Source organism: Kitasatospora griseola (genome assembly GCF_044999035.1).
In the GTDB taxonomy this organism is placed as follows: Bacteria; Actinomycetota; Actinomycetes; order Streptomycetales; family Streptomycetaceae; genus Kitasatospora; species Kitasatospora griseola.
The window spans coordinates 170,955-196,820 of record NZ_CP173360.1; the positions used below are offsets into that span (position 1 = coordinate 170,955).

Sequence of the window (25,866 nt, forward strand, 5' to 3'; positions counted from 1 at the left end):
CCAGGACAGCACGTTGCCAAAGACGCTCGCGGAGACAATCTCCACCCCGGCGCCCGCCACTTCCGCTGCGGACGCAGCGGCTCCCACCACCGCCACCAGGGCCAACGCGCCTGCCGGGCGCGGACGGCTGTCAACACACGTCCGTGCTCAGCTGTCTGTCGTCTTGCGGAGACGTTCCAGGTAGCGGTTCGGGTCACTGCCGTGGGCCTGGTCCTGGGCTCCGGAGCGGATGTGGGCCAGGTCTCCGTCGGGGGTGATGCGCAGCATGGTGGTGGCGGCGTGGGGGGTGTCGGTGTGGCGCAGGGTGTCGGCGTCGGTGACGGGGGTGCCGGGGCCGAACATGGCGGCTGCCTGGGGAGCGGTGGCGGCCGGGGGTTGTCCGGTGCGGTTGGCGCTGCTGACGTACAGGCGTGGGAAGCGGTCGAGCAGCGGGGTGAGGGGTTGCCAGCGGGCGCCGAAGAGGAGGAGGTGTCCGTCGCGCAGGGCGGGGGTGGTCCAGGCCGGTGGCGGGGAGTCGGTGCGTACGGGCACGAGGAGGGTGACCATCTGGTCGCGCAGCAGGACGGACGCGGTGTGCAGGGTGGTCGGTGTCAGGTCCAGGTGGGTGGTGAGGTCGGTCCAGGTGGTGTCCTGGTGGACCCACAGGGCGACTTCCTGGCCGGTGGGGCGGCCTTTGGCGTTGTTGACGGCTTGGGGGTTGGTGGCGGTGACGACGTAGGTGAGGGGGCTGGGGTTGGGCAGGACGGCGGCCCGTCCGGCGGTCAGGGCATGGGCGGCGGCGCTGGTGTCGAGCGGGGCGGTGGCCGGCATGGGGGCGGGTCCGTTCAGGATCGGGGTGTGGTGGCGGTGAGGCCGTCGAGGTAGGCGGCGAAGTCGGCGTCGGCGATGACGGCGTGGTTCTGGCGGTAGGCGCGGTCCTTGACCCAGGCCAGGGCGGTGCTGGTCTGGGCCGGGTCGAGTCGGTGGCCGAGTCGCTCGGCGACCGCGCACAGCACGCGCCGGCTGGCGAGATGGGTGAGGACCACGTTCGGAGCCAGTCCGAGGTGCTGCTGGGGGTCGTAGGGCTGGAAGGTCTGCGGGTGGGTGAAGGGGGTTCCGGTGGAGATGGTGGCGACGCCGGTGCCCACGACGGGGGTGGTGACGGTGAGCGGGACTCCGGTCTCGGCGGACACCATCCGCGCGATCGTCGGAAGCCGGGTCAGGTCCGGCTGCGTCCACCACGGTTCGCAGCCGGGCCCCAGGACCTGTTCGGCCTTGGCCCGGTCGTGGGCGAGCAGGAAGAGCAGCTGCTCGGTGGCAACCATGCCGCTGCGCTCGGCCATGCCCAGCCACGAGCACGCCGCCACTCGTACCCCGCTCTCCAAGGCGGCCAGGGTGTTGGCCAGGCCCAGACCCAGGTCGTTGTGCAGGTGCGAGACCAGGACCGCCTCCGGCCCCGCGCCGGCTGCGACCCGCTGGAACAGGGCCCGGGTCCGGCTGGGCAGCAGGTCGCCGACCGTGTCGGCCAGCACGATCGTCCCCGCGCCCTGGGCCGTCATCGCCCCGGCATACTCGGCCACCAGGGCGCGGTCCGCGCGGGGCGCGTCCACCAGGCACACGTCCACCGCCACACCGTCCGCCAGATCCACCGCTTCCTTCACCACGTCCAGACCCTGGCGCAGGGCCTGACGGGCGTCGCTGTGCACCAGGGCCCGGGCGGTCGCCTCGGAAGCGGCCACGATCACCATGACCCGCGCGTGCACCGCGCCCCGCACCGCACCGAGTGCCAGCCGTACATCGGCCACCGTGCCTCGGCAGATCGCGGACGGACTGACCGAACCCTGGGCCTCCAGGGCGACTTGGCGCGTCGCTTCGAACTCCTGCCCGCACACGGAGGGGAAGCCGGCCGCGAACACCACGTGCCGGGGCCCGTCCGTCCCGAACACCGCCCCCTGCTCCCGTGCCAGCCGGACCCGGAAGTCGGCGCTCATCAGGGTCTTGGCCTGCGCACCGTCCCGCGCCGACTCCTCGAAGAACACGATCCGCCCGGCCCCGGCCGACTCCCGCACCACGTCCACTGACGACAACGCCCCAACCCCTGTCCTGGCACGGCACTCGCGCACCGCGATGTGTCGAGACCGACTCGAACGGATCGTAGACCCCATCCAGGCCGCCGACGTCGACACGGCAGCCCCAGCCCCAGCCCCGGTGCACGTGGGTCCCGCCGCCGCGGGCTTCTTACGGGCAACCTCCCGATCTGTCAAGGGTGATGGCGATCTGACGCATCGTCATGGAAAGATCCGTTGCGAGCCTGCCGCACCCCTGGGCCGGCACCACGATCACGACCAGGGCGGTTCGTCTCGCCCTTCATCACTTTCCGGGATGTCCGGCCAAGGCCGGGCTTCCTACGGCCTGCAATGGTGTCGGGCCTCGATCTCCGCTGCGAAGAGAGGAGTACCTGGTGGCCAGTTCGCCCCGGAGCACGATCGGCCGATCGGCCCCCCTCTCCGATCCGGAAGGCGTCGGGGCCGCGGTCGAGGTCCTTGCTGCGGGCGGCGTGGCGGCCCACGGGTTCGCGAACATGTACGCCCTCACCGCGCGCCCGGACGGCACAACTGTCGGCCGGGTGAACCTCATGAAGGGCCGGCCGGCCGACCAGGTGGGCAGCATCACGACCACGCCCTCCCGGATCCCGTCGGTCTTCGACTGGTCCGGGCTCCCCTCCGGACTGACGTGCCGTCAGGTTCTCGACCTCGTCGACGCCCTCTACGTGCTCGGGCCGTTCGGCTTCCGTGGTCCGGCGGCGGCCCAGGTCCCCGACCACCTCACCCACACCGACGCAGGGGTCCGCACGACCCAGGTCATCGCTCCCGGATACGCCTGCCCCTCCAACGCCTTCCTCGCCAAGGCGCTCGCCGCCACCGGGGAGGACTTCCTCTACGTCACCTCCGCCAACCGCTCCCGGAAACTGACCGGCGCCCCGGAGGAGCCGGCGCACTGGCGCGCCGATGCGCTCAAGGCCGAGTTCGACGGCGAAGCGGGCATCACCTTCCTGGAACATGCGGACGAGGACGCCGCGCGGCGCGGCTACCCGTGCCATGCCCCGATGTCCACCACGGTCCTGGCGTTCCACAAGACCGACGGAAGGGACGACGACGGCCGCGTGCGGCTGGTCGTCGAACGGCACGGCTCACTGCCCGTCGAACTCCTCGCTCCTGCCGTGGCTGCCCTCGGCTACGGCCTCAGCCTGTCGCCGGGCGCGGTCCGCAGGCTGTCGCAGCGGTCCTACAGCGATGACCTGCGCATCGGCGGCGGACACCCCGGATGAGCCGACACCGAGGCACTTCGCCCCGTGCCGCTGGTTGCGGTGAGCACGGGGCTGCCGTCCGCCGGGGCCGTCCGGTCGCATTCTCGGCAACTGGCCTGCGCCAGGCGGGAGGGGACTGCGGCGAGAGCGCAGCGTTCGTCGCCGGTGAGCTGGGAGCCCAGGAGGGCCAGGACGGCGGTGAGGACGCGTTCGGCTTCCTCATCGGTGGGGTAGCGGCCGAGGTTGCGGACCTGCTGGAGGAGGTGGCGGTAGCGGGTCATGACCGTGGGGCCTTCCAGGGGCTGGCCGCTGGGCGGGCCGGCGGCGTGTGAAGGGTGGTCAGGGTCAGGGTCGCGTCCCTGCGGCGGGGCGGCCGAACAGCAGGTCGTAGCCGGGTGGCAGCTGGAGCAGGATGCGCCCGGTGAGGTCGTCGCCGGCGGCGTCGGCCACCGTGGACAGGACGGCGCCGATGTCCCACGGGGCCGTGGCTTCGGTGGCGCCCTCGATCCAGGCCGCGGTCGCGCGCACGAAACGCTCGGCGTTGAGTGGCTCGGCGGCTTGCAAGGGGTTGAGCAGGATCAGGGCCATGGTCTCCGGCAGGCGGGCGGCCAGTTCCGCGCGCGCGTCGCCGACCAGGTGGGCGCCGAGCAGGGCCAGGACGACCCGGGCGGCCCGCTCGGCATCCTGCTGGGTGTCGTACTCACCGCGCTCCCGGACCTCTTCCAGGAACGCCTCCCATCGAAGAGTCACCGCGGTTCTCCCTCCGTTCCAAGGTCCGGCGCGACCGTGCCCCGGTCAGGGCTCGACGGCCAAGCGCCGCTGCAGACCGGTGAGTTCGAGCAGCCGGACGACGCAGCCGCTGGTTCCGCGCAGGACCAGGCGCCTGCCGCTGCGGTCGGCCTGGTTGCGGGCCCGGACGACGGCGCCCAGGCCCGCGCAGTCCATGAACGTCACCTCCGACAGATCGAGCACCACCTCCCGGTGCGCGTCGAGCGCGGCGGCCAGGGCGCGGCGCAGCGCGGGGGCGGTGTCGAGGTCGATCTCGCCGTTCACCCGCACGATGAAGGGTTGGTTGCGCTGGCCGTTCATGGCGTTGCCGCGTCGCTGTGGGCAGGCCGGTCCGGGCGGAAACGGCCGGCCGTTGGGAGTCGGGGGTGTTCCGGCCGCCCTTTCGATCGAGGGGGGAGAGATCAGGGGCGGCCGGAACGGCATCGGGGAAAGAGTTCAGGCCTGGATCTGCTTGCGGTCGCCGCTGTGGCTGATCGCGACCTTGCGGGGCTTGGCCTTCTCCGCGACCGGGATCTTCAGAGTCAGCACACCGGCGTCGTAGTCGGCGGTGATCCCGGCGGGGTCGAGGGTGTCGGAGAGCATGACCTGGCGGGAGAACACTCCGAGCGGACGCTCGGACAGCTCCCACTTCACGTCCTCACCCTCGTGACGCGGGCGACGCTCGGCCTTGACGGTCACCATGTTCCGCTCGACGTCGATGTCGATCGCCTCCGGGTCCACCCTCGGCAGGTCGAAGCAGATCACGTACTCGTCGCCGGCCCGGTAGGCGTCCAGCGGCATCGGCGCCGGACGCGACCAGGTCCCGGTACTGCCCAGGAACTGCTGGGTCAGACGGTCCAGCTCGCGGAACGGGTCAGTGCGCAACAGCATCGCGAAACACCTCCACTGATCGAATGGGTGCCAGTGCGCTTCACCTGACACCTTTGTAGCGCGTCATCCATCCGATGACAAGTTTGGATGTCGCCTATAGAGTGACTGCATGAGTCAGAAGCCCCGCAGGCCCGCCGCCGGTCCTCCCCAGCCGGTCGAGCCCGCCTCGTTCCTGGCGGCCGCGGCGGCGCTGGCCGCCATCGACGACGCCGTCCGCACCGCCCAGAACCCCGCGTCCCGGCCGCCGACCGCCCCTGACGGGCAGGAAGGCCCCGAGCAGGCCCTGGCCGCCCTGATGCTGCTGCGCGAGCTGCGCACCCAGCTCGCCGGCTGGGAGGCCGGCCTGGTGGAGAGCGCCCGGGAGGCCGGCGCCACCTGGGCCGACCTCGCCCGGCCCATGGGGGTCGCCAGCCGCCAGGCCGCCGAGAACCGCTACCTGCGTCTCAAGCCCGCCGGCGGCAAGCCACAGGCCGCCACCGGCGCGGAACGCGTCAAAGCGGTCCGCGACCGGCGGGCCGCCGACCGGACGGTCACCGCCTGGGCCCGCGACAACGCCGCCGAACTGCGGGTCCTCGCCGCCAGGATCACCATGACCGCACTCGCCCCCGGCGCCCGCCCCGCCCAGGCCGCCCTGACCGCCGCCCTCGGCGCCACCGACCCCGCCGACCTCATAGCGCCCCTCGCCGCCATCCGCCCCCACCTCGGCACCGGCCAGGACGACCTCGCCACCCGCCTCGACACTCTGACCCACCACACCACCCAGCTCCGCGATGACAGCGACCGACGCCGCGCCTGACCCTGACCCCGCCGCCGAAAGGCGCTGGCAGGACCTACTGGACCGGATCCACGACCTCGAAGCACGAGTGGCCGCCACCACGAGCACCGTCACCGCCGCCCTCGACCACCACCTCGCCCGGCTCGACGCCCTGCGCCGCCGGCTCGCCCACCCCGACTGGCCGCTGCCTGCCCCCGACCCGGGCAGCCCCCGGACCACACCGGCGGACAACCGGCCGGCCTGACCGGGCCGGAAGCCACCGCAGACGTCCGACCCGGCACCCGTGCCCCACCGGCTCGCCGGGGGGACGGTCGGTGCTGGTGGTCTCCCGGCGGCGTACCGGCTCCAGGCGGCCCCGATGTCCGTCACAGCCTGTCGGATCCGGGGCGGGACGCGGTCGTCGCCCGTCGCGCGCACGTTCAAGGACATCGCCGGCCTGTTCCACCGCAACGACATCACTGCCGTGACGGTCGTCGACGACCGGGACCCCGGTCGGCATCGCGTTCGAGAGGCAGCCGCTCGCACATTCGCTTGGCGAGGCATCGCACGGCCGGACTCAGCCGTCGGCCGCTGCCCCGTCGAGCCGGGTCGGCGGGGTGGGCAGCAGGTCGATGCCGGTCAGGTCGCAGCTGGCCGCCCACAGGCGGGCCGCGGTCGTGGGGTCGGTCAGGTGGTTCCAGAGAGGTTCGCTCCTGGGCGTTCCGCGCAGCCCGAACTGGCGCGGGCTCCACATCTGGCCGCCGCGCACGCTCGGGTCGAGCACGGCCCGTACGGCGGGCCACGCGGCGGCTTCCTTGCCCTGGACGACAAGGCCGAGCGGCAGGTGGCGCAGCCGCTCGCCGGTGGAGCGGGCATGGAGCGGCGGGCGCGCGGGGGTGAGGGCGTCGAGTGCCCCGCCGGGGTGAACGAGCACGCTCGTCGTCGTGCTGCCGGCGGCGCGCAGGCGGCGGTCGAGTTCGACGGCGAAGAGCATCTGGGCCAGCTTGGAGCGTGCGTAGGCGCGCTTGGGCCGGTAGTCGTTGGTGCTCTGCAGGTCGTCGGGGTCCAGGGATTCGGACTTGGCGGCGAAGCTGCCGGTCGTGACGATCCGGCTCCCCGGGGCCGCCGCCAGCAGGGGGGTCAGGTGGTGAGTCAGGGCGAAGTGGCCCAGGTGGTTGGTGGCGAACATCAGCTCGTGGCCGGCCCTGGTCTCGCGACGTGGTGGGTGGTCGAGCGCCACACCCGCGTTGTGGACGACCGCGTCCAGGCGGTCCAGCCCGAGCGCGTCGACGGCGGCCTCCAGTGAAGCGGGATCGGCCAGGTCCATCGGCACGTACCGCACCTTGGCGCCGGGCACGCGCGAGCCGATGGAGGCGATCGCGGCTTCGGCCTTCGCCGCGTCGCGGCTGCCGAGAACGACCGTGGCCCCGGTGCCCGCGAGCTGCTCGGCGACGAAGTACCCGATGCCCGCGTTGCCGCCGGTGACCAGGACGCTCCTGCCCTCGACACGGGGCAGCCGATGAACATCCCACTTCGGGGCCTTGGATACGGACGGCATGACGGACTCCCGGTGCTCGAAGTGATCTCGGGGCGAGCCGGACCACGCCTTCCCAGTCGATCAAGCCCGCCGACCCTCACGCTCCCGCAGGCCGCTCACATCCCACCGGCAGGCCACTGTCACCGCCGACAGTCGACCGACACCACCCGGTCCCGGAACCACGGCCCGGTTGGCAGCTGCGCCGATGGCGGGCGAAGCCGTGAGGCGTGGTCGTTGACCCGGGAGGGGCGCGTGATGGTCGCTGCGGCGAGGGCTGGAGCGTGTCTCCTTGATGGGTTGAGCTGGGACGAGCCCCCCGACCATGCACTGGGACGCTCACGAGGTGGCCTGGGCACGAAAGTCCACCTGGCCGGCGACTCCAACGCCCGTCCTCCCGCAGCTCTCCTGACGGCTGGTCAGGCTGGAGATGCGCCCGCGTCCACTGCGGTGATCGCCGCCATCCGTGTACCGCGCGGCCGGACCGGGCGGCCGCGGACCCGGCCGGACGTGGTGCTCGCCGCGATCCTCATCCGGGCCCGGCGATGAACGGCGGTCGGTGATCGGCTACCCCACGCGCGTCCGCGGGCCGAGGGCCGGTGCCGACGTGCTCCACGACGCTGCACGCGGCCGGACCGCAGGTCTGCGGTGTGCCGGCTCTGGCAGTTCCGTGGCGACCGGCCGGGCTGTTGCCGGCGGTGCCGGCCGGCCTGGGGTTGCCGAGGGACGGGTTCGTCACGGCCCGCGGGGCCGATCGCGAGCGGCGGCGGCCCGGGCACTGTGGGGTGTCCGGGCCGCCGTGCCTGTCGCGCGACGACGTGGTGGTCGCGGTCAGGAGGCGGAGGGCGAGGGGGACGCGGTGGGGACGGGGTCGGGGCCGCCGGGGGCTCCTGCGCCGTCGTTGGTGGCGTCGGGGTCGACCGCCATCGTGATGCAGCCGATGACGCCGCGCTCGATGTGGTGGGTGTCGTAAAGGAGTTGGAGCAGGCCGCCCTGGGCGCCGGTTCCCGGGTAGAGGAAGTCCTGGTCGAGGGTCGTGCGCGTCATGGTGTTCGCCGAGTAGGGCGCGCTGTCGGCGGCGGCCTTCACCGAGTCCTCGGAGAGGTAGAACTGCCCGGTGTGGCAGGTGCCTCCGCCGGTGTAGCCGTCGGAGGTCCGGGAGCCGCCGGTGTGCACCTTGGTGTGGATGTGGACGGCCCGGCCCGCGTACCAGCCGGGGAAGACGGTCCGGAAGACGACGAAGCCTTCGTGGTCGGTCATCTGGATGCCGCGCAGCCAGGTGAGATCGTCGGTCGGGGTCGCGTGGCCGCCGCCTGCGCCGCCGGGTCCGCCGGGGGGCGGGGTCGGCGCGTCGGTGGGCGGCGGGCCGGAGGGCATGGGGCCGGGGGCCGTACCGCCGCCGCCGTTGCCGTTCCGGGTGTAGCCGGAGTAGACGCCGGAGGCGTCGCAGTGCCAGATCTCGACGGCCGAGTTGCGGACGGGCTTGCAGGTGGTGCTGTCGACGGCGCGCAGGACGAGCAGGAGCGGGATGCCGGTGCGGTCCTCGACGACGTTGCCTCGGAAGAGCTCGTAGTCGATGTAGTAGGGGCCTTCGATCTGCTCCGTGGTCAGCGACATGCAGGTACTGGACGCGGAGGCGGCTGCCTTCACCGAGTCGAGGGTGCTGCTGTTGGCGGCGTTGCGGCCGGCGGCGGTTCCCGCTCCGCCCAGGACCACTGTGCCGGCGGCGCCGCTGAGGATCAGCACGCGGCGGCGGGAGAGGAGGCGGGAGACGAGGGCGTTGTCGGGTTCGTCGTACTGCGGAGCATCGGTTGTACGCATGACGCCTGCCTTTCCGTCCGTTCGTTTCGTGTGAGTCGCCCCGCAGGGGAGCGCCGGGCTCCAGTCGGTGCAGGTCCGGTGGGACTTGCCGGAGCACGCGCAGCGGCCGGGTGTCGGCTGCTGGTGCGTGGTGGAGCCCGGCGCTGGTGCGCAACCGGGTTCCGGCGGCGGGTTCGGGGGGTGGGTCCGGGACCGGAGGTCCGGCAGGGAGGTGCGGGTCTGCGGACCCGGACCCGTGGGGCGGGCTGTGGTGGTCCCTGCGGCCGACCCGCCCCAGTCAGGTCGGCCGCAGGCTGCCGCGTTCGTTGCTACCCCGCGGGAGCGCGGCAGTCCCGTGGCCGGCGCCGCCCACAGCGGGGCCGGCCACAGGAGGGTGAGGGTCGGTCAGCCGATGGCGACGTCGTCGACGAGGAAGATGGTCGTCAGGTAGGGGTCCTCGGCGCCGGCGAACTCGAGCTTCACGCTCTGGCCCTTGTAGGCGGACAGGTCGACGGTCTTCTGAACGTACCCGGAGCCGGCGTTGGCGTTGGAGTAGGTGGCCAGCGTGGTGCCGTTGACGTTGACCTTGAGAGTGTCGTAGGCGACACTGCCGGACTCCTGGGTGCTGACCTTGAGCCAGAAGGAGAGCTTGGGGCTGCCGGTGGCGGGGACGGCGATGTTCGACTGGGAGAGGGACTCGGTGGCGGTGGTGCCGTAGCCCATCATCGCGGCGTACCAGGCGCCGCCGTGCGCGCTCTGCACGGTGGAGCTGGTGATGTCGTCGGCGCTCTGGGTCCAGCCGGCGGTGCCCTGTTCGAAGCCGCCGTTGGTCAGGGCGTTGCCGGGGTTGGGGTTGCCGGTGGGAGAGGAGGTGGGGGTCGGGGTGGGGGTCGGGGTGCCGGGGTCGGGCAGGGCGGTGCCGACGCTGACGGCGGCCCACGCCTTGGAGACCAGGTACCGCTCCTGGGAGTTGGTGCCGTACAGGTCGGCGGCGGCGTTCAGGGTGGCGGTGCGCGCCGAGGCGTAGTTGGTGGTGGAGGTCATGTAGGTGGTCAGCGCGCGGTACCAGACGGCGGCGGCCTTGTCGCGGCCTATGCCACTGAAGGTGTCGTTGTTGCAGGTGGTGCCGTTGTGCGCGCGTCCGCCGATGGTCTTGGCGCCGGTGCCCTCGGCCGCCAGGTAGAAGAAGTGGTTGCCGATGCCGGAGGAGTAGTGGACGTCCACCGATGAGGCGCCGGAGGTCCAGCAGCCGAGGCTGTTGCCGTCGGAGGCGGGGTTGTCCATCCGGCGCAGGGAGCCGGCGGACATGTTGAGCTTCTCGCCGATGTAGTAGTCGCCGGGGTCGCCGGCGTTGTTGGCGTAGAACTCGACCATGGTGCCGAAGATGTCGCTGGTGGCCTCGTTGAGGCCGCCGGACTCGCCGGAGTAGGTGAGGTTGGCGGTGGCGGCGGTGACGCCGTGGCTCATCTCGTGGCCGGCGACGTCGAGGGCGGTGACGGGGGTGTTGCCGTTCTGCGAGGAGCCGTCGCCGAAGGACATGCAGAAGCAGGAGTCGTCGTAGAAGGCGTTCAGCAGGCCGCTGTCGACGTGGACGTAGGCGGGGGCGCCGCGGCCGTCGTTGCGGATCCCGGAGCGGTTGAAGGTGTCCTTGTAGAAGTCCCAGGTCTTCGCGAGGCCGTAGGAGGCGTCGACGGCGGCGCTCTCGCGGCTGGAGGTGGAGCCGTTGCCCCAGGTGTTGGTGGTCTTGGAGAAGACGCGGGCGTTCTGCTTCGGGTTGGACTGCGGGCTGTTGTAGGAGTCGTAGACGATGGTGCCGCCGTGCGAGGCGTCGGTGAGGGTGTAGCCGCTGCCGGACTGGGTGGTCTCGATGGAGACCTGGCCGGCGGTGACGCCGTTGCCGGTGCCGGTGACGCCCTGGTGCAGCTCGTACTGGTCCAGCGGGGTGCCGCTGGCGGCGTCGACGATCACCGCCTCCTTCGAGGCGGGGCCGGTCTCGCCGTCGCCGGTGACGGTGGAGCGGTAGGCCAGGACGGGGATCTTGCCGACCGCGTACACCACCAGGGTGCTGCCGTCCGCGGTGTCGGTCCTGGCGTTCTTGACGTGCTTGGCGTGCTTGACGGCTGCGGCCGAGGCGTCGGAGGCGCTGAGCTTCGGCGTGGTGCCCGCGACCTTGATCGCGCCCTGGTGGGCCTGGTCGGAGCCGGTGGCCTTGCCGTTCTTGCCGTAGTGGACGACCAGGTCGCCGCCGATGACGGGCAGGCCGCGGTAGGTGCGGTCGTAGCGCACGTGCCGGGCGCCGTCGGTGTCCAGGAGCACGTCCTTGGCGACCAGCCGCTCGTCCGCGCCGAAGCCGAGCGACTTCGCCACGGCGGCGGCCTCCCGGTCGGCGGTGCGCAGCGCCTCGGCGCGGGCGTCGGCGCTCACCGCCCGGAACCCCGCGCCGGGCCGGGCGGAGGAGCTGTCGGCGGCCGCGGTGGACTGGGTGGCCACCACGGTCACGGTGCCCAGGGCGAGGGCAGCCGCAACCGCGGCCGCCAGGGTGTTACGGGACATCACATTCCTCCCGCCGAGCTGGGATCGAGGGGGAAGAGGGCAGCAGGACGTCGTCTGAGGGGCGGGGGCGTCCGGCGGCCGGGGAGCAGCTCGGCTGTGGCGACGAGGCTAGGGAAGGCTGAGGGCGGCCGAAATCAGGGGAACCCCTTGCCCTGGACCGCGGGGGCATCACGGCCGCACGATGGCCCGATGCAAGACTCCGCAACATGGTTCACTGGGCTTCAGGAAACGTATGGCGCCGTGCTGCCGGTGCTGCCGGACGAGGCGCGCGGCATCCGCCGGGCCGTGCTGTTCGGGCCGCCCGGCATCGGCAAGACCACCGCCGCCGGCGCGCTGGCGCGCCGGCGGGGCCTGCCCGTGCTGCGGCTGGCCCCGGGCCCGCAGGACGCCCCGATCCCCTACACCGGGCTGCTCGAACTCGCCCTGGCCCTGCAGCCGCTGCCGACCGCTCGGGAGTTCGCGGCGGCCCTGGACGAGGCCGCGGGCGTCGATCACGCCGGGTCCTCCCTGCGGCTGCGCCGACTGACCGCCACCGTGTTGCAGGAGGCGCCGCCCATGACCCTGGTGGTGGACAACACCCAGTGGCTGGACGAGGCCAGCGCCCCTGTGCTGGGCTGGGCCCTGCGGCAGGCCCCGGAGCTACCCGTGATCGTCACCGAGCGCACCTGGCGGCCGGAGGCCGGCGGCCACTGGAGCGGCGAGGATGCGTACCCGGTGCGTGTCCCGCCCCTGACGCCCGGTCAGGTCGCCTCCCTCCTCTCCCCCCACCGGCCCGATCCGCGCACGGTCGCCCGGCTCCACTCCCGCAGCGGCGGCAACCCGGCTCTGGCCCTGGCACTCGCCGAGGCCGGCGAGTGCCAGGGCCAGGACGATCCGCCTCTGCCCCCGGCGGCCCGCCGACTGCTCGGAGAATGGCTCGCGACCGTGTCGGACGACGTGCGGGAACTGCTGACGCTCGCCGCGCTCGACGACCGCCCCGAGCGCGAGCTGCTGGTGCGCCTCGCCGGTCCGGCCGCCGATCACCTCCTGGCCCAGGCCGAGGCGGCTGCGCTGATCGACCCGGGACACGGCGACGGGCGGCTGCGCTTCACCGCCTCCGCGATCGGCGCGGAACTCACCGCCCGGCTCACCGACACCGCACGTCGCCTCCTGCACGCCCACCTGGCGCAGGCGAGCTACGACCCCGCCCGCCGCGACCGCCACACCACTTTGGCCGCCGACACCGCCGACCCCCGCACCGCCCGGCACACCGCGCGCGCCGCCGCCCGCGCCGCCGGCCACGCCCGACTGCGCGGCGAACACCCGCTGGCCGCCGAACTCTCCCTTCTCGCCGCCCAACGCACCCCGCACGAGGACACCGGCCTGCTCACCGACCGGGCCCTGACCGCGGTGCGAGACGCCTCGCACTGCGGCGACCTCCCCCGCGCCCGGGCCGCCACCCGCCTCATCCTCGAACACGACACCAGCCCCGCCCAACGCGTCGGCGCCCTGCTGGCCCTGCTCGACGCCAGCGGCCAGCACCTGCACAGCGCGGACGAACTGTTCGCCGCCGCGATCCACGAAACAGCCGGCCGACCGGACCTGACCGCACAAATCCTGCTCCGCCAAGCCCTCTGGGCCAACGTCAACGAAGGATCCCCCGAACAGGCCGCCATCCTGGCCTCCCACGCCGCCGATCTCGCCCACGCAGCCGACGACACCACCACCGCCGCCCTGGCCCTGGCCATGCAGGCCCGCATCCAGCGCATCCTCGGCCACCCCGGAGCCGAAGCCACACTGGAGCGCGCCCTGTCCTTGCCACGCACCGCACCGGTCCCCGTCAACGCCACCCCCGAACACCTCGCCGCTCGTCACGCGCTCTTCGACGACCACCCCGACCGGGCCCGCGCCGCCCTGCTGCCCCTGCTCGTCCAGGCCCAGCGGACCGGGGACACCGAGGCCACCGTGGACCTCCTGCGCAGCCTCGCCGAGGCCGAACTGCGCACCGGACGCTGCGCCAAGGCCCTCGACTACGCCCGCCGGGCCCAGGCCCTGTCCGACAACGCCGGCCTGTCCCCCGGCCCGGCCTGCTACACCTCCGCCCTCGTCGAGGGAACCGCCTTCCGCACCGACACCGCCCTCGCCCACGCCCGCCGCGGCATCGACGCCTCCCGGCACGAGGACTACAAGGTCTTCCTCTCACGCAACCTCCACGCCCTCGGACACCTCCTGCTCGCCGCCGACCGCCCGAAGGAAGCCCTGGAACCGCTGGAAGAAGTCCGCGCCCTGGAGGAGCAGCAGCAGGTCCGCGACCCGTCCATCCTGCGCTGGCACGCCGACCTGGCCGAGGCCCTCCTCGCCGTCGGCCGCCCGGCCGAGGCCGAAGACCTGCTCACCGACACCCACCGCACCGCCACCGACCTCGGCCGGACCTCCGTCCTGCCCGCCCTCGACCGCGCGCGGGCCCTGCTGGACGCCGCCCGCGGCGACTACGACACCGCCGCCCAACGCCTCACCACCACCGCCGACCGCCTCCGCGACCTCCCCCTCGAACGCGGCCGCACCCTCCTGGCCCTCAGCCACACCGAACGCCGCGCCCGCCGCCGCGCCAGCGCCCGCACGGCCGCGCAGAAGGCCGCCGACCTGTTCACCGCCTACGGAGCCCACCCCTGGGCCGACGCCGCCACCCACGCCCTCCACCGCCTGAGACCCAGCTCCACGGACGCCGGCGCCCGCCTCACCGGCGCCGAAGAACGCTGCGCCCGCCTCGCCGCCGCCGGCGCCAGCAACCGCGACATCGCCGCCACTCTGACCGTCAGCGTCAAAACCGTCGAAGCCACCCTCACCCGCGTCTACCGCAAACTCAACGTCCACTCACGCGTCCAACTCGCCCACGCCATCACCCCGGCACTCGAATAGGCGGCCGACACCGCATCAGTGATCGCTGGACGCGGCAGGCGCGGGCCGGTGCGTTCGACGAGGTGAAGGCGCTCCGCGTCCATGGCCTCGTCCTCTCGCGGGAGCGCGGGCACCGACCTGCGCATCCACTGCTCGGAGGGCCTCCCCTGACGGAACACGGGGCCGAAAGCAGCGGTGAGGAGCACGGCGAGCGGACGGGGCGACAGCCGTCCCGTCGGCACCGGCGGGACGGTCCTGGAGGCTGGGCAGTGGCCCGCCGGTGGTGGAGCCACGGGGGCCTGAACGGCCGGGTGCACGGTGTGGCGCGATGCCGAGGGGCCCGCACCGGCCACACAGCGAGCCCACCGGGGTCAGAGCCGCAGGGCCCGGTCGACCAGTGGCTCCGCGACTCCGAGGTAGTCCTCGGGGCGGCACAGCGCTGCCAGTGCCTCCGGAGTGAACACGTCCTTCAGTTCGGGAAGTTCGGCGAGTACCTCGGCGAGTTCCCGGCCCGTGGCTGCGGCGGTCGCCGCGGCCCGGGAGGACAGGGATCGGGCGGCCGCCCGGCCGAGCATGGGGGCGAGGACGGCGGAGACGCGTTCGGAGACGATCTGACTGCCGGTCAGCGCCAGATTGGCCGCCATCCGTTCGGGCCGTACCTGCAGACCCTCGGCGAGTTCCACCGCGGTGTGCGCGGCGCCGCCGGTCAGCCGGAGTGCCTCTCGCAGCAACTGCCACTCGGCGTGCCAGACGCCGCCGGAGCGTTCGTCCTCGGTGATCAGGCACTGCGTCAGACCGGTGGCGATGGCCGGGACCTGGAGTGCGGCACTGCGGATCAGGGTGGAGTGCACCGGGTTCTGCTTGTGCGGCATGGCGGAGGAGGCTCCACGGCCGGCCACCGGCCGCTCTCCGACCTCGCCGATCTCGGTCCGCGTCAGGACCTGCACGTCGACCGCCATCTTCCCGAGTGCCCCGGCCGTGAACGCGAGCGCGGCGGCCAGGTCGGCGATGGGGGTCCGCAGCGCGTGCCAGGGCAGGACCGGCCGGGCCAGCCCGGTCTCGGCGGCGAAGGCGTCGACCAGGCGGTCGAGGTAGCTGGCCGGGTCGTCGTCGGTGGCGGGGTCGGCGGCGCGGGCGTTCTCCAGGTATCCGGCCAGTGTGCCGGCCGCGCCGCCCAACGAGACCGGCAGGCCGGTCCGCTCGACCAGCGCCAGCCGGTGGTCGGCGTCCAGCACCAACTGCCGCCATCCGGCGGCTTTCAGGCCGAAGGTGGTCGGCACGGCCTGGAGGGCGAGGGTGCGCCCCGCCATCGGGGTGGACCGGTGGGCCTCGGCCAGCGCGGCGAGCGCTTCGGCCACCCGGTCCAGGTCCGCCCGGATGATCCGCAGGGCGCGGGCCGCGACCAGCATCGCCCCGGTGTCCAGGATGTCCTGGCTGGTCGAGCCGGAGTGGACGTACTCCGCCGCCTCGGGGTACCGGGCCGCCACCGACTCGGTCAGGGCCCGGACCAGGCCGACCACGGGGTTGGCGGTCTCCCGGGAGGCCAGTGCGAGCGCCCGTACGTCGAAGTTCTCGACCCGGGCGAGGGCGGTGATCGCCTCGGCCGCCGATCCCGGTACCACTCCGAGTCCGGCCTGTGTCCGCGCCAGCGCCGCTTCGGCGTCCAGCATCGCCTGGAGCCAGGCCCGGTCGCCGACCGCGCCTTCGATCGGGGTGCCGGCCCGGACCGGCGAGAGCAGACCGGTGTCCGCCTCCGCGTCGGGTGGCACGGTTTCGGGTGTCATGCGTCGGCTCCTGTCCTGACTGCTTCCCGCCGCTCCGCGGGCGAGAGCGAAAGTATGGCGCGTGCGATCGCGTCCGAGTCGCCCAGGGTCACGGAGTCCACCCCGGGACGGATGCCGGCCGCCGTGACCCAGTGCACGCCCTCGGTGGGAACCCCGTAGGCGAACCGGCGCGGGTGCGCCCTCCCTTCGGCGTCGACCACCCGGTACGGGCGGGCGGTCACGTGCAGTCCCCCGGTCTCGTGGCCGCCGACGTCCGGCGTCCGGTAGGGGGCGATCCGGCCGCTGTCCAGCAGGTGCCGTAGCAGCGGGTCGGCGGTCCGGCGCAGGTCGGTTTCGGGGAGCCTGGCCTCGATCAGCACCGTGGCCAGGACCGGCGGCCCCGGCACCCGGCCGGAACGGGCGAGGAAGGCCCGGCGGTCGGCGTCGACGCTCACCGTGGTTCCGGGACCGGTGAGTTCGAGTACGCCCGCCTCGATCAGCGCGATCATCTGCTCGATCCGGGCGGCCGGCGGGCCGATCGACAGGAAGGCGTTGAGCGGGGTGTACCAGCGCTCCAGGTCCTCGCGGTGCGAGTCGCCGACCAGGCCGCCGTGGTCCACCGCGAGCCGGATCTCGTTGCGCAGGTCGCGCAGGACGTCCAACGCGGCCTTCAGCGGGCCCCGGACGTTACCGGACCGGGCCTCCCGCAGGTCCCGTGACAGGTACTCCAGCAGCCAGGACCGGAACTCCGCCCGGTCGCCGAACTCCCGGCCCGCGCACGGTTGGGCCAGGCGCTCCCAGTCCCAGTGGTCCGCCCGGTCGATGCCGTACGCGTGCAGGACTTCGGCCCGCTGCTCCGGCCGTTCGGCAGCCAGGTAGAGCTCGGTGAACGGCTCCCGGTCGGCCGGGCGGTCGCGGACGTCCAGCAGCGCGCCGTAGTACACGCTCTCGACCTCACGGGCGATCAGCGGCCACAGGTCGCGACGGAAGTCGAGCGGGGTACCCGGCCGGCGAAGGGCGCCGACGAACTCGGCCGAGAGCAGTCTCGGGACGTACCGCCCGTAGGCGCCCTTCTGGTTCTCGCCACGCGCCTGGTACGGCACACCGCGCCGTGAACTCGCGTACAGCGCAGGCTCCTTGCCGGAGGCGCGGTAGACCAGTCGACCGCCCTCGTGGGTGAAGGTGCCGCCGCGGCCCTCGGTCAGTAGCGCCAGGTGGTCGAAGAAGTTCAGCCCGAGACCGCGCACCAGAACGTGTTCTCCCGGCCGGATGGCACTCAGGTCGGCGTCGGCCGGATTGCCCGGTGACAGATAGCGGAGCCCCAATGCCGCTGCCGTGTCGGCGAGTTGCTGTTCCTCCCGGCCCAGTACGGCCGGTCCGTGCCCCGTGGCCAGCACCACGGCGTCCAGTGCGTCGACCGTGCTGCCGTCCGCCAGCCGGACCTGCTGAGACACCTCTCCGGTGAGGGCGACGGCCCGGGAGCGGTGCACCCGGACCGTGACATGCCGCGGCGCCCGCTCGACCAGGCGCTGGAACACGGCCCGCAGGTACGCACCGTAGAAAGCGCGGGTGGGGTAGGAGTCGGGGCCCAGCGCGGCTGCCTCGGCAAGCACGTCGGCCTCGGCCCCGTACGGCGAACGGGCCCACTCGTACAGGCTCGGCCCGGGCTCCACCGGGCCGTCGATCCGTACGCTGTCGTCGGTGAACACGCTGACCTGGGACGCCACGGTGTTCATCAACAGGTGCCGCGACTGGTCGGTGCGCCAGACCCCGCCCGCCCCGGGCGGGTCGGGGTCGATCAGGTGCACGGTCAGGGGACGCGGGGAGGGATTGGCCCGCTCGTTGGCACAGAGCCGTTCCAGTACGGACAGACCGCGGGGGCCCGCGCCTATCAGGGCGACTCGCATGCGGGTCTCCGTCATGACCGGCGTCACCGTGCCCGGCCCGGCCGAACGGCGCCGCCCACTCCGAGGCCGGTGCGGTGGGCGCCCCTGGCCCGGGCCCGCGTCCCGCTCGGACGCTGTCGGCGGGTGACCGGGCAGACCTCGTCCTGCGGGAGCTTCCACCCGGTGACGAGCGTCCCGTCGGCGGGGCCGATGCGATGCGATCCGAGAAGCACCGACCGGCTCGGCCGGACGTCCGGCTCCGTCGGAGCCGTGCGGACGTTCCCCACGAAGCTCCCTCCTGTCCTTGTGTATCTGCTGCGGAGACCTTGCAAGGTCTGGGTGGAGAGAGAGCACTTCCGGCCGTGTCCGCCTGGATGATCGGTATCCTTCCCGGCGATCGGCGACGGAGTCAACGGTCTCGTGAACTTCCTGACCCGAAAGGGCATTTGACCTGCCCGGACGATACTGAGGTCGTTTGCAGGCGACCGGTGGAAGCGGCGACGCGGCGGGCGCTGTACCGCCGTACCCACGAGAGACGGCCGAGGCACGGAGGAACTGCGGATCGAGGTGCCGCAGGCCGGGCCGGTGACGGCTTCCCCGGCGAAGGCCTTTCGGACGCTGCCGCCGGCGTACTCGGCGACCTGGTCCAACAGGGCGACGCCGGCAGCGTTGTCGTGCGCGTTCGCAGCCGGGACGAGGACGGCGATGACCGGGCCCAGCACGTCGACGGCCAGGGCCCGCTTGCGGCCCGGCACCCGTTTCGCCGGCTCCCGGCCCGTCGTGGAAGCGGGCACCCGGCGACCACGTGGACACTCTGCGCGCCCGGGACCACCGGGGCCGGGCCCTCGCCCCGTCGGCGTGACGCCGTCAACGCCTTCGCCAACCGCGTCCTGCGCATGCTGCGCGTGGAGCCCAAGGACGAGGTCGCGTCCGTCTTCACCGAGGAGGAACTCGCCCGCATGGTCAAGGACTCCTCCGACGCGGAACTGCTCAGCGACCGCGACACCGAACTCCTCCAGGTCGCCCTCGAACTGGGCGGCCGCCCCGTCTCGGGGGTCGTCACCCCCGGCACCGAAGTGGTCTTCGCCGAACCCGGCGCCACGCCCGCCCAACTCCATCGGCGCGCCGTCCCACGGCCGCACCTTCAACGACCTGATGCCGGAACTCGTCACCCGCCTCTGAACGCCCCGCGCGTCCGACCGGAACCCACCGAACGCCGGCCCCGACCGCCCGGGGCCGGCGCTCCGACCGACCATGCCCCGATCAGGCGAACGGCTTTTCGTAGTCGGTCGCGGCCGACGGCGAGCAGGCCTTCGCGGCCGACGGCGAACGCGCCCAAAGCCTGACGCCCCGTCATGGCGGAGGCGAACGCGCGCGCGGCGAGCAAGGAGACCCGGGTGGGGTGCTCACCCGTGCGGTCTCCTCACTCGGCCGCCCCAGGTCTCCTCCCGAGCGCGATTCGTTGATGGCCCGTCACATGGAGCGGGTGGGCAGAGGGCCGCTCCGTGCCGGCTCGCACCCGGCGAAGCCCGGCCGCACCGTAGGTACCCGCACCGGCGCAGATGCCGGCCCACGGCAGGCTCTCCCCCGGGCGCCGGTGCCAGCGTGCCGGTGCCCGTCCGCACACCGTCCTCGTTCCGACGGGCAGGCGATGCTGCGCGATCAGCAGATTCTCGGTAGCTGCTCGCCGATGGGCAGGTCCATCACCCGGGTGGCGCCGAACGCGGTTCGAGCGACGACCATGCCGGGGTGGTCGGGGACGCATTCGCCGATCACTGCCGCGCCGGCGCCGAGCGGGTGCGCGCGCATCGCGTCGAGCACGGCGTCGGCGGTCCGGCGGGGCACGAAGGCGACCAGCTTGCCTTCGTTGGCGACGTACAGCGGGTCGAGGCCCAGTACCGCACAGGCGTTCGCCACCTGCGGCGGAATCGGCACCGACCGCTCGTTGACCACGACACCGACCCCGGCGGCCGTCGCGATCTCGTTGAGAGCGGCGGCGAGACCGCCGCGGGTGGGGTCGCGCAGGACGTGCAGGTCGGGGGTGACGGCGAGCATCGCCTCGACCAGGCCGCCGAGCGAGGCGCAGTCGCTCTCGATCTCGACTCCGAACTCCAGGCCCTCGCGCACGCTCATGATGGCCACGCCGTGCAGGCCGATCTCCCCGCTGACGATCACCACGTCACCGGGCGCGGCCCGCTGCGGCCTGATGTCCACGCCGGCCGGGACCAGCCCGATGCCGGCCGTGTTGAGGTAGATGCCGTCGCCGTGACCGGCCTCGACCACCTTGGTGTCGCCGGTGGCGATCTCCACGCCGGCCGCCCGCGCGGCAGCGCCGACGGCCCGCGCCACCCGGTCGACGGTGGCCATCTCCACTCCCTCCTCGAGGATGAAGCCGCAGGACAGGTAGGCGGGCCGCGCACCGCTCATCGCGAGGTCGTTGACCGTGCCGTTGACGGCGAGGTCCCCGATGCTGCCGCCGGGGAAGAACAGCGGCCGCACCACGTAGGAGTCGGTGGAGAAGGCGAGCCGCGCGCCGCCGAGTTCCAGTACGGCGGAGTCGCCGAGGCCGGCGAGGGCAGGGCCGCCGAACGCGGGGGCGAACAAGTTGGCCACCAGCTCGGCGGACATCGCCCCGCCGCCGCCGTGCCCCATCACCACCCGGGGGTGGTCGCGCAGTGGCAGCGGGCAGGACCACCCGGAGAAGTCGGGCGCCGAGGGCGGCCCGTCGGGCTCGGTCGCCGGCCGCGCGGTGAGGATCTCGATGTCAGCCAACGAAGGTCGCCTCCTGGGGAGCGACCGGCGCGCCCAGTCGCCGGTAGAGGTAGTAGGCCGCGCACGCCCCTTCGCTGGACACCATGGTGGCGCCGAGCGGGGTGCGCGGGGTGCAGAGCGTGCCGAAGGCCTCGCACTCGTTCGGCTTGAGCTGCCCTTGCAGCACCTCGCCGGCCCGGCACTGCGACGGCTCGCAGGTGGTGATCCCGGAGACGTCGAAGCGGTGCTCGGCGTCGTGGTCGCGGTAGCGCGGGGAGAGCCGCCAGCCGCTCTGCGGGATCACTCCGATGCCGCGCCAGGCCCGGTCGGTCACCTCGAAGACGTCTTCCAGCATGGCCCGGGCCGCCGGGTTGCCCTCGGGGCGGACGGCCCGCGGGTAGGCGTTGTCGACTCGGTGCTCGCCGCGCTCCAACTGCCGTACGGTGCGCCGGATCCCTTCCAGGATGTCGAGCGGTTCGAAGCCGGTGACCACGATCGGCACCCGGTGGCGCTCGGCCAGCGCCGGGTACTCGTCGATGCCCATCACGCTGCACACGTGCCCGGCGGCCAGGAAGCCCTGCACCCGGCAGTCGGGCGAGGTCATGATGGCCTCGATGGCCGGAGGCACCCGGACGTGCGAGACCAGCATGCTGAAGTTGCGCACGCCCTGCTTCCGGGCCTGGTGGACGGCCATGGCGTTGGGCGGGGCCGTGGTCTCGAAGCCGATGCCGAAGAAGACCACCTCGCGGTCCGGGTTCTCCCGGGCGATCCGCAGCGCGTCGAGCGGCGAGTAGACCACCCGGACGTCGCCGCCCTCGCCGCGGACCCGGAACAGGTCGCGGTCGGTGCCGGGCACCCGCAGCATGTCGCCGAAGGAGCAGAAGATCACCTCGGGCCGGGCTGCGATGGCCAACGCCCGGTCGATCACCTCCAGCGGCGTGACGCACACCGGACACCCCGGCCCATGGATCAACTCCACCCCCTCCGGCAGCAGTTGGTCGATGCCGTGCCGGATGATGGTGTGCGTCTGCCCGCCGCAGACCTCCATCAGCGCCCACGGCCGGGTGACCGCAGCGCGGATGTCGGCCAGCAGCCCGCCCGCCAACTCCGGGTTCTGGAACTCCTCCAGGTACCTCACTGCCGCTCCTCCGTCGCGCCCGTTCCTGCCGCCGCCTCCCACGGATCGCCGAACTCCTCCTGCAGCAGGCCGAGTTCCGCGAAGAGGTCGAGGGTCTTCCGAGCCGACTCCTCGTCCAGCCGCTGCAACGCGAAACCGACGTGCACGATGGCGTACTCACCGACCCCGAGGTCGGGCAGGTACTCCAGGCACACGTCCTTGACCACCCCGCCGAAGTCGACGACCGCCATCCGCGTCCCGTCCCGTTCCGAGATCTCCATCACCCTGCCGGGCACCGCCAGGCACATCCCTTCTCTCCTCTCAACCCGCGCCCGGGCCGCCGGCCCGGGCGGCCACCATCAGCTGGCCGAGCGCCAGCCCGCCGTCGTTGGGGGGCACCCGGCGGTGCCGCAGCACGGTGAAGCCGTCGGCGCGCAGCCCGTGCGCGCAGGCCGACGAGAGCAGCGCGTTGGCGAACACGCCACCGGTCAGGGCGACCGTGTCCGTGCCCTGCTCAGCGCGGGCGGCCCGGCACTGGGCGCGCACCAGCTCGGCCACCGCGGCGTGGAACCGGGCGGCGACCAGGCCGCCGGACGCCCCCAGGGCGAGGTCTGCGACCACCGCGGCCAGTACCGGCTCGGGCTCGCCGAGCAGCACGCTGCCGTCGCGCCGGAGTCCGAAGGCGTACCCCTCGGCGGGCCCGTGGGCCAGCGCTGCGGCCTCGAGTTCAATGGCCGCCTGCGCCTCGTACTCGGCCAGCTGACAGACACCGGCCAGCGCGGACACCGCGTCGAACAGCCGCCCCATGCTGGAGGTCGGCACGCAGTTCAACGACCGGTCCAACTGGGTTTCGAGTAACGCCAGTTCGTCGCGCGGGCAGGCACGGACCGGTGCCAGGTCGGCCGACCACGGAATGCCCGCCGCCCACAGGTGGGCGAGCGCCATCCGGTACGGCCGGGCCACCGCGGCGTCGCCGCCGGGCAGCGGCACGTACGCCAGGTGTCCGAGCCGCCGGAAGCCGTCGTAGTCGGCGAGCAGCACCTCGCCGCCCCAGACGGCGCCGTCCTCGCCGTACCCGGTGCCGTCGAACGCAACCCCGATGACGGGCCGGCTGCCGTCCAGCCCGTGTTCGGCCATGACGGAGGCGATGTGCGCGTGGTGGTGCTGTACCGGCCGCACTCGTGCGTCGCCGAAGGACCGCCGGGCGTGCCGGGCCGACCGGTAGTTGGGGTGCCGGTCCACCGCCAACACCTCGGGCTGGACCCCGGTGACGGCCTCCAGGTGTGCCGTCGCGCGGTCGAAGGCCTCCAGGGTGGCGAGGTCGTCCATGTCCCCGATGTGGCCGGACAGCCAGGCGTAGCCGTCGCGCGCCAGCGCGAAGGTGTTCTTGAGGTCCCCTCCGACGGCCAGCACCGGCCGGACCGGCACGGGAAGCGGCAGCGGCAGCGGCACGTGGCCGCGGGAGCGCCGGACCGGCAGGTGCTCCCCGTCGACCACCCGCACCACCGAGTCCTCGCACGGGACGTGGATGGTCCGGTCGTGCGTCAGCCAGCCGTCGACCAGCGGAGCCAGCCGGTCGAAGGCGTCCTGGTCGTCGGTGACGATCGGCTCGCCGGAGAGGTTGGCGCTGGTCATCACGAGCAGCCCCGGCACGGGCGGCGCGAGCAGCAGGTGGTGCAGCGGGGTGTACGGCAGCATCACGCCGAGGTCGGGGCTGCGGGGCGCAACGGCCTCCAGCGCCGCCACCGATCCCGGCGCCGAGACTTTCGGGCCCACGCGGCGGAGCAGCACGATCGGCCGGGCCGCACCGGCGAGCAGTTCCTCCTCCACCGGCCCCACCTGCACCAGCCCGGCCAGCTCGGCGAGGTCCCTGGCCATCAACGCGAACGGCTTGGAGCCGCGCCGCTTGCGCCGGCGCAGCCGGGCGACGCTCGGCACGTTCCGCGCGTCGCACGCCAGGTGGTACCCGCCGATGCCCTTGACGGCCAGGATCGCGCCGCCCCGGAGTATCCGGCGGGCCCCGTCGAGGGCGTCCTCGCGGCGGATCGTCCGGTCACCCGGTACGACGAGGGAGAGTTCGGGCCCGCAGGCGTGGCAGCAGATCGGCTGGGCGTGGAAGCGCCGGTCGGCGGGGTCGGTGTACTCCCGTGCGCAGTCCGGACACATCGGGAAGTCCGCCATGGTGGTGTTGGCGCGGTCGTACGGCAGACCGGTGACGATGGTGTGGCGCGGCCCGCAGTTGGTGCAGCTGATGAACGGGTGCCGGTAGCGGCGGTCGTGGGGGTCGGCCAGTTCGCCGAGGCAGTCCGCACAGGTGGCGGTGTCCGGCGGGACCAGGGAGCGCCGCAGGCCGTCGCCGCGGGACGGGGTGATGGCGAAGCCGGTCGCGCCGGTCGGCGGCAACGGCACATGCTCGACGGCGTCGACGCGTGCCAGCGGCGGCGCGTCGCCGGCGACGCGCCGGCAGAACGACTCCAGCGCCTCGGTCCGCCCTTCGATCTCGGCGAGCACCCCTTCGCCGGTGTTGGTGACGGTCCCGGCAAGGCCGAGTTCGGCGGCCAGCGAGAAGACGAACGGCCGGAACCCGACGCCTTGGACGACCCCGCGGACAGCCACCCGCCGCCGTTCCAACCCGGCTGCCGACGAAGCTTCCTGACCGACCTTCACAGGTGCTCCGCGGCAGCACCGTCGTGCGAGTGTGCATCCCCGCGGGAGTGCAGGTGCCCGGGCCCGTTCGCCGACGCTCCCGCCATCACCGGCCGGTGCACCTCCGCACCGTCCAGCACGGCGCACGCCCGGTCCAGCAGCTCGCCCACGCCCTGCCCGGTCCGGGCCGAGGTGAACACCACCTCCACCCCCGGGTTGACCCGGGCGACGTTGGCCAGGAACGCCGTCTCGTCGAACTCCGCCGCCGCAGCGAGGTCGGCTTTCGTCACCAGCACCAGGTTGGCCAGCCCGAACGCGGTGGGGTACTTGAGCGGCTTGTCCTCGCCCTCGGTCACCGAGGCGAGCGCCACCCGCAGCGTTTCACCGAGGTCGTACGAGGCCGGGCAGACCAGGTTGCCGACGTTCTCCACGAACAGCAGCCGGATGCCGGCGGGCAGCCAGCCGGCCAACTGCCCGGTGAGCATCTCGGACTCGAGGTGGCACAGCCCGTCGGTGAGCACCTGCTTCACCGGCACGCCCGAACGGGCCAGCCGCAGTGCGTCGTTCTCCGTTGCGAGGTCGGCGGTGAGGGCGGCGACGGCAATCCCGCGGTCGCGGGCCAGGCAGAGTTCGGCCTCGAGCAGCGCGGTCTTCCCGCTGCCGGGGCTGGAGAGCAGGTTCACCGCGACCGTGCCCTGGGCGGCGAGCCGGGCGCGCAGGGCGCGGGCACCGTCGTCGTTCCGGGCCAGGACCGCCTGCCGGAGTTCCACCGTACGACACATGGGAGTTCAGCCTTCCTGTCGGGCTCCGGCGCCCGCCGGGCGCTCGGCCCGTTCGACGCCGATGATCTGCAGCTCGCGGCCGGCCAGCAGTTCGACGCCGGCGCCGGCGCAGTTCGGGCAGCCGAGGTCGGGCGGCATACCGACGGACCATTCGGTTTCGCACCCGAGGCACCTCGCGCGGGCCGGCACCGTCTCGGTCTCCAGGACCGCGCCTTCCAGCAGCGTTCCGGCGCAGGCCAGTTCGAAGCAGAACTCGAGAGCCGAGGGCACCACGCCGGCCAGTTCGCCGACCTGCAGCCGCACCAGGACGACGGCCTCCGTCCCGTGCTCGCGCGCCGCGGCGTCCACCTGTTCGACGACTGCCGCCGCGATCGACATCTCGTGCATGGGCCCCGTTCCCGCTACTGGGAGGCAACAAGGCTCGATTGAAGGGCGCGGCGGCGGCTGCGGCTCGGAGC

22 protein-coding genes and 1 pseudogene are annotated in these 25,866 nt (G+C 73.3%); 6 read left to right on the forward strand and 17 right to left on the reverse strand.

The genetic code is table 11. The features are described 5' to 3' along the window. Window positions 1–147: 147 nt before the first annotated feature. Both ACI1MP_RS00840 and ACI1MP_RS00845 read right to left on the reverse strand, forming a co-directional pair. Window positions 148–810, reverse strand: coding sequence for a hypothetical protein (locus ACI1MP_RS00840; RefSeq protein WP_404867364.1), 663 nt, complete (start codon window positions 808–810; stop codon window positions 148–150). A gap of 14 nt (window positions 811–824) precedes the next feature. After that, entirely contained in the window at window positions 825–2,057 is a 1,233-nt protein-coding gene (locus ACI1MP_RS00845) for a 2-isopropylmalate synthase (protein ID WP_404870745.1), read from the reverse strand. A gap of 383 nt (window positions 2,058–2,440) precedes the next feature. Between ACI1MP_RS00845 and ACI1MP_RS00850 the strand changes: the two genes are divergently transcribed. After that, entirely contained in the window at window positions 2,441–3,307 is an 867-nt protein-coding gene (locus tag ACI1MP_RS00850; protein ID WP_404867365.1) for a hypothetical protein, read from the forward strand. Here ACI1MP_RS00850 and ACI1MP_RS00855 read toward each other — a convergent pair. From ACI1MP_RS00855 to ACI1MP_RS00870, 4 genes are all read right to left on the reverse strand, one after another. Further along, window positions 3,265–3,567, reverse strand: a complete 303-nt coding sequence (locus ACI1MP_RS00855; RefSeq protein ID WP_404867366.1) for a DUF2267 domain-containing protein — start codon at window positions 3,565–3,567, stop codon at window positions 3,265–3,267. The genes ACI1MP_RS00850 and ACI1MP_RS00855 overlap by 43 nt on opposite strands. Before the next feature lie 64 nt (window positions 3,568–3,631). After that, complete coding sequence (locus ACI1MP_RS00860) at window positions 3,632–4,036, reverse strand: DUF2267 domain-containing protein (protein ID WP_380330731.1); 405 nt, start codon at window positions 4,034–4,036, stop codon at window positions 3,632–3,634. Window positions 4,037–4,081: 45 nt separating this feature from the next. After that, on the reverse strand, window positions 4,082–4,375 hold the full coding sequence (locus ACI1MP_RS00865; RefSeq protein ID WP_404867367.1) for an STAS domain-containing protein: 294 nt from the start codon (window positions 4,373–4,375) through the stop codon (window positions 4,082–4,084). A gap of 135 nt (window positions 4,376–4,510) precedes the next feature. Beyond that, window positions 4,511–4,945, reverse strand: a complete 435-nt coding sequence (locus ACI1MP_RS00870) for an Hsp20/alpha crystallin family protein (RefSeq protein ID WP_404867368.1) — start codon at window positions 4,943–4,945, stop codon at window positions 4,511–4,513. A 109-nt stretch (window positions 4,946–5,054) separates the two neighbouring features. Here ACI1MP_RS00870 and ACI1MP_RS00875 point away from each other — a divergent pair, with 109 nt between their 5' ends. After that, window positions 5,055–5,741 (forward strand): type III effector protein, encoded by a 687-nt coding sequence (locus ACI1MP_RS00875; protein WP_189272942.1) that lies wholly within the window; start codon window positions 5,055–5,057, stop codon window positions 5,739–5,741. Further along, window positions 5,716–5,964, forward strand: a complete 249-nt coding sequence (locus tag ACI1MP_RS00880) for a hypothetical protein (RefSeq protein ID WP_189272943.1) — start codon at window positions 5,716–5,718, stop codon at window positions 5,962–5,964. The genes ACI1MP_RS00875 and ACI1MP_RS00880 overlap by 26 nt, the downstream gene beginning before the upstream one ends. 312 nt (window positions 5,965–6,276) lie before the next feature. Here the strand turns inward: ACI1MP_RS00880 and ACI1MP_RS00885 are convergent, their stop codons facing one another. After that, window positions 6,277–7,257 (reverse strand): SDR family NAD(P)-dependent oxidoreductase, encoded by a 981-nt coding sequence (locus tag ACI1MP_RS00885; RefSeq protein WP_380330742.1) that lies wholly within the window; start codon window positions 7,255–7,257, stop codon window positions 6,277–6,279. 279 nt (window positions 7,258–7,536) lie between these two features. Here ACI1MP_RS00885 and ACI1MP_RS00890 point away from each other — a divergent pair. Further along, window positions 7,537–7,671: pseudogene (locus ACI1MP_RS00890) on the forward strand (IS5/IS1182 family transposase); the annotation flags it as partial. Window positions 7,672–8,064: 393 nt separating this feature from the next. Here ACI1MP_RS00890 and ACI1MP_RS00895 read toward each other — a convergent pair. Both ACI1MP_RS00895 and ACI1MP_RS00900 read right to left on the reverse strand, forming a co-directional pair. Then, entirely contained in the window at window positions 8,065–9,054 is a 990-nt protein-coding gene (locus ACI1MP_RS00895; protein ID WP_404867369.1) for an intradiol ring-cleavage dioxygenase, read from the reverse strand. Window positions 9,055–9,438: 384 nt separating this feature from the next. Next, entirely contained in the window at window positions 9,439–11,586 is a 2,148-nt protein-coding gene (locus tag ACI1MP_RS00900) for a M4 family metallopeptidase (protein ID WP_404867370.1), read from the reverse strand. A 240-nt stretch (window positions 11,587–11,826) separates the two neighbouring features. Between ACI1MP_RS00900 and ACI1MP_RS00905 the strand changes: the two genes are divergently transcribed. Next, window positions 11,827–14,484 carry a LuxR C-terminal-related transcriptional regulator gene (locus ACI1MP_RS00905; RefSeq protein ID WP_404867371.1) on the forward strand — a complete coding sequence of 886 codons (2,658 nt, stop codon included), beginning with the start codon at window positions 11,827–11,829 and terminating at the stop codon, window positions 14,482–14,484. 350 nt (window positions 14,485–14,834) lie between these two features. Here the strand turns inward: ACI1MP_RS00905 and pcaB are convergent, their stop codons facing one another. Together pcaB and ACI1MP_RS00915 are read right to left on the reverse strand one after the other, a co-directional pair. Next, a complete protein-coding gene (gene pcaB / locus ACI1MP_RS00910; RefSeq protein WP_404867372.1) occupies window positions 14,835–16,247 on the reverse strand; it encodes a 3-carboxy-cis,cis-muconate cycloisomerase in 1,413 nt (470 codons plus the stop codon). Beyond that, window positions 16,244–18,148, reverse strand: a complete 1,905-nt coding sequence (locus tag ACI1MP_RS00915) for an FAD/NAD(P)-binding protein (protein WP_404867373.1) — start codon at window positions 18,146–18,148, stop codon at window positions 16,244–16,246. The genes pcaB and ACI1MP_RS00915 overlap by 4 nt, the downstream gene beginning before the upstream one ends. Before the next feature lie 638 nt (window positions 18,149–18,786). Here ACI1MP_RS00915 and ACI1MP_RS00920 point away from each other — a divergent pair. Continuing rightward, window positions 18,787–19,458 (forward strand): hypothetical protein, encoded by a 672-nt coding sequence (locus ACI1MP_RS00920; RefSeq protein WP_404867374.1) that lies wholly within the window; start codon window positions 18,787–18,789, stop codon window positions 19,456–19,458. Between the two features lie 316 nt (window positions 19,459–19,774). Here the strand turns inward: ACI1MP_RS00920 and hypE are convergent, their stop codons facing one another. The 6 genes from hypE to hypA are packed head-to-tail and all read right to left on the reverse strand — an operon-like array spanning window position 19,775 to window position 25,795. Further along, window positions 19,775–20,869, reverse strand: coding sequence for a hydrogenase expression/formation protein HypE (gene hypE, locus ACI1MP_RS00925; protein ID WP_404870746.1), 1,095 nt, complete (start codon window positions 20,867–20,869; stop codon window positions 19,775–19,777). A 7-nt stretch (window positions 20,870–20,876) separates the two neighbouring features. Further along, window positions 20,877–22,001, reverse strand: a complete 1,125-nt coding sequence (gene hypD / locus ACI1MP_RS00930; protein ID WP_404867375.1) for a hydrogenase formation protein HypD — start codon at window positions 21,999–22,001, stop codon at window positions 20,877–20,879. Then, on the reverse strand, window positions 21,998–22,288 hold the full coding sequence (locus ACI1MP_RS00935; RefSeq protein WP_100584183.1) for a HypC/HybG/HupF family hydrogenase formation chaperone: 291 nt from the start codon (window positions 22,286–22,288) through the stop codon (window positions 21,998–22,000). Before ACI1MP_RS00935 ends, hypD begins: the two co-directional genes overlap by 4 nt. A gap of 13 nt (window positions 22,289–22,301) precedes the next feature. Further along, on the reverse strand, window positions 22,302–24,596 hold the full coding sequence (gene hypF / locus ACI1MP_RS00940; protein WP_404867376.1) for a carbamoyltransferase HypF: 2,295 nt from the start codon (window positions 24,594–24,596) through the stop codon (window positions 22,302–22,304). 47 nt (window positions 24,597–24,643) lie between these two features. Then, window positions 24,644–25,408, reverse strand: a complete 765-nt coding sequence (gene hypB, locus ACI1MP_RS00945) for a hydrogenase nickel incorporation protein HypB (RefSeq protein WP_404867377.1) — start codon at window positions 25,406–25,408, stop codon at window positions 24,644–24,646. A gap of 6 nt (window positions 25,409–25,414) precedes the next feature. Further along, the gene (gene hypA / locus ACI1MP_RS00950) at window positions 25,415–25,795 is read right to left on the reverse strand and encodes a hydrogenase maturation nickel metallochaperone HypA (protein WP_380330771.1); all 381 of its coding nucleotides are present in this window, start codon (window positions 25,793–25,795) and stop codon (window positions 25,415–25,417) included. Between the last annotated feature and the right edge of the window lie 71 nt (window positions 25,796–25,866).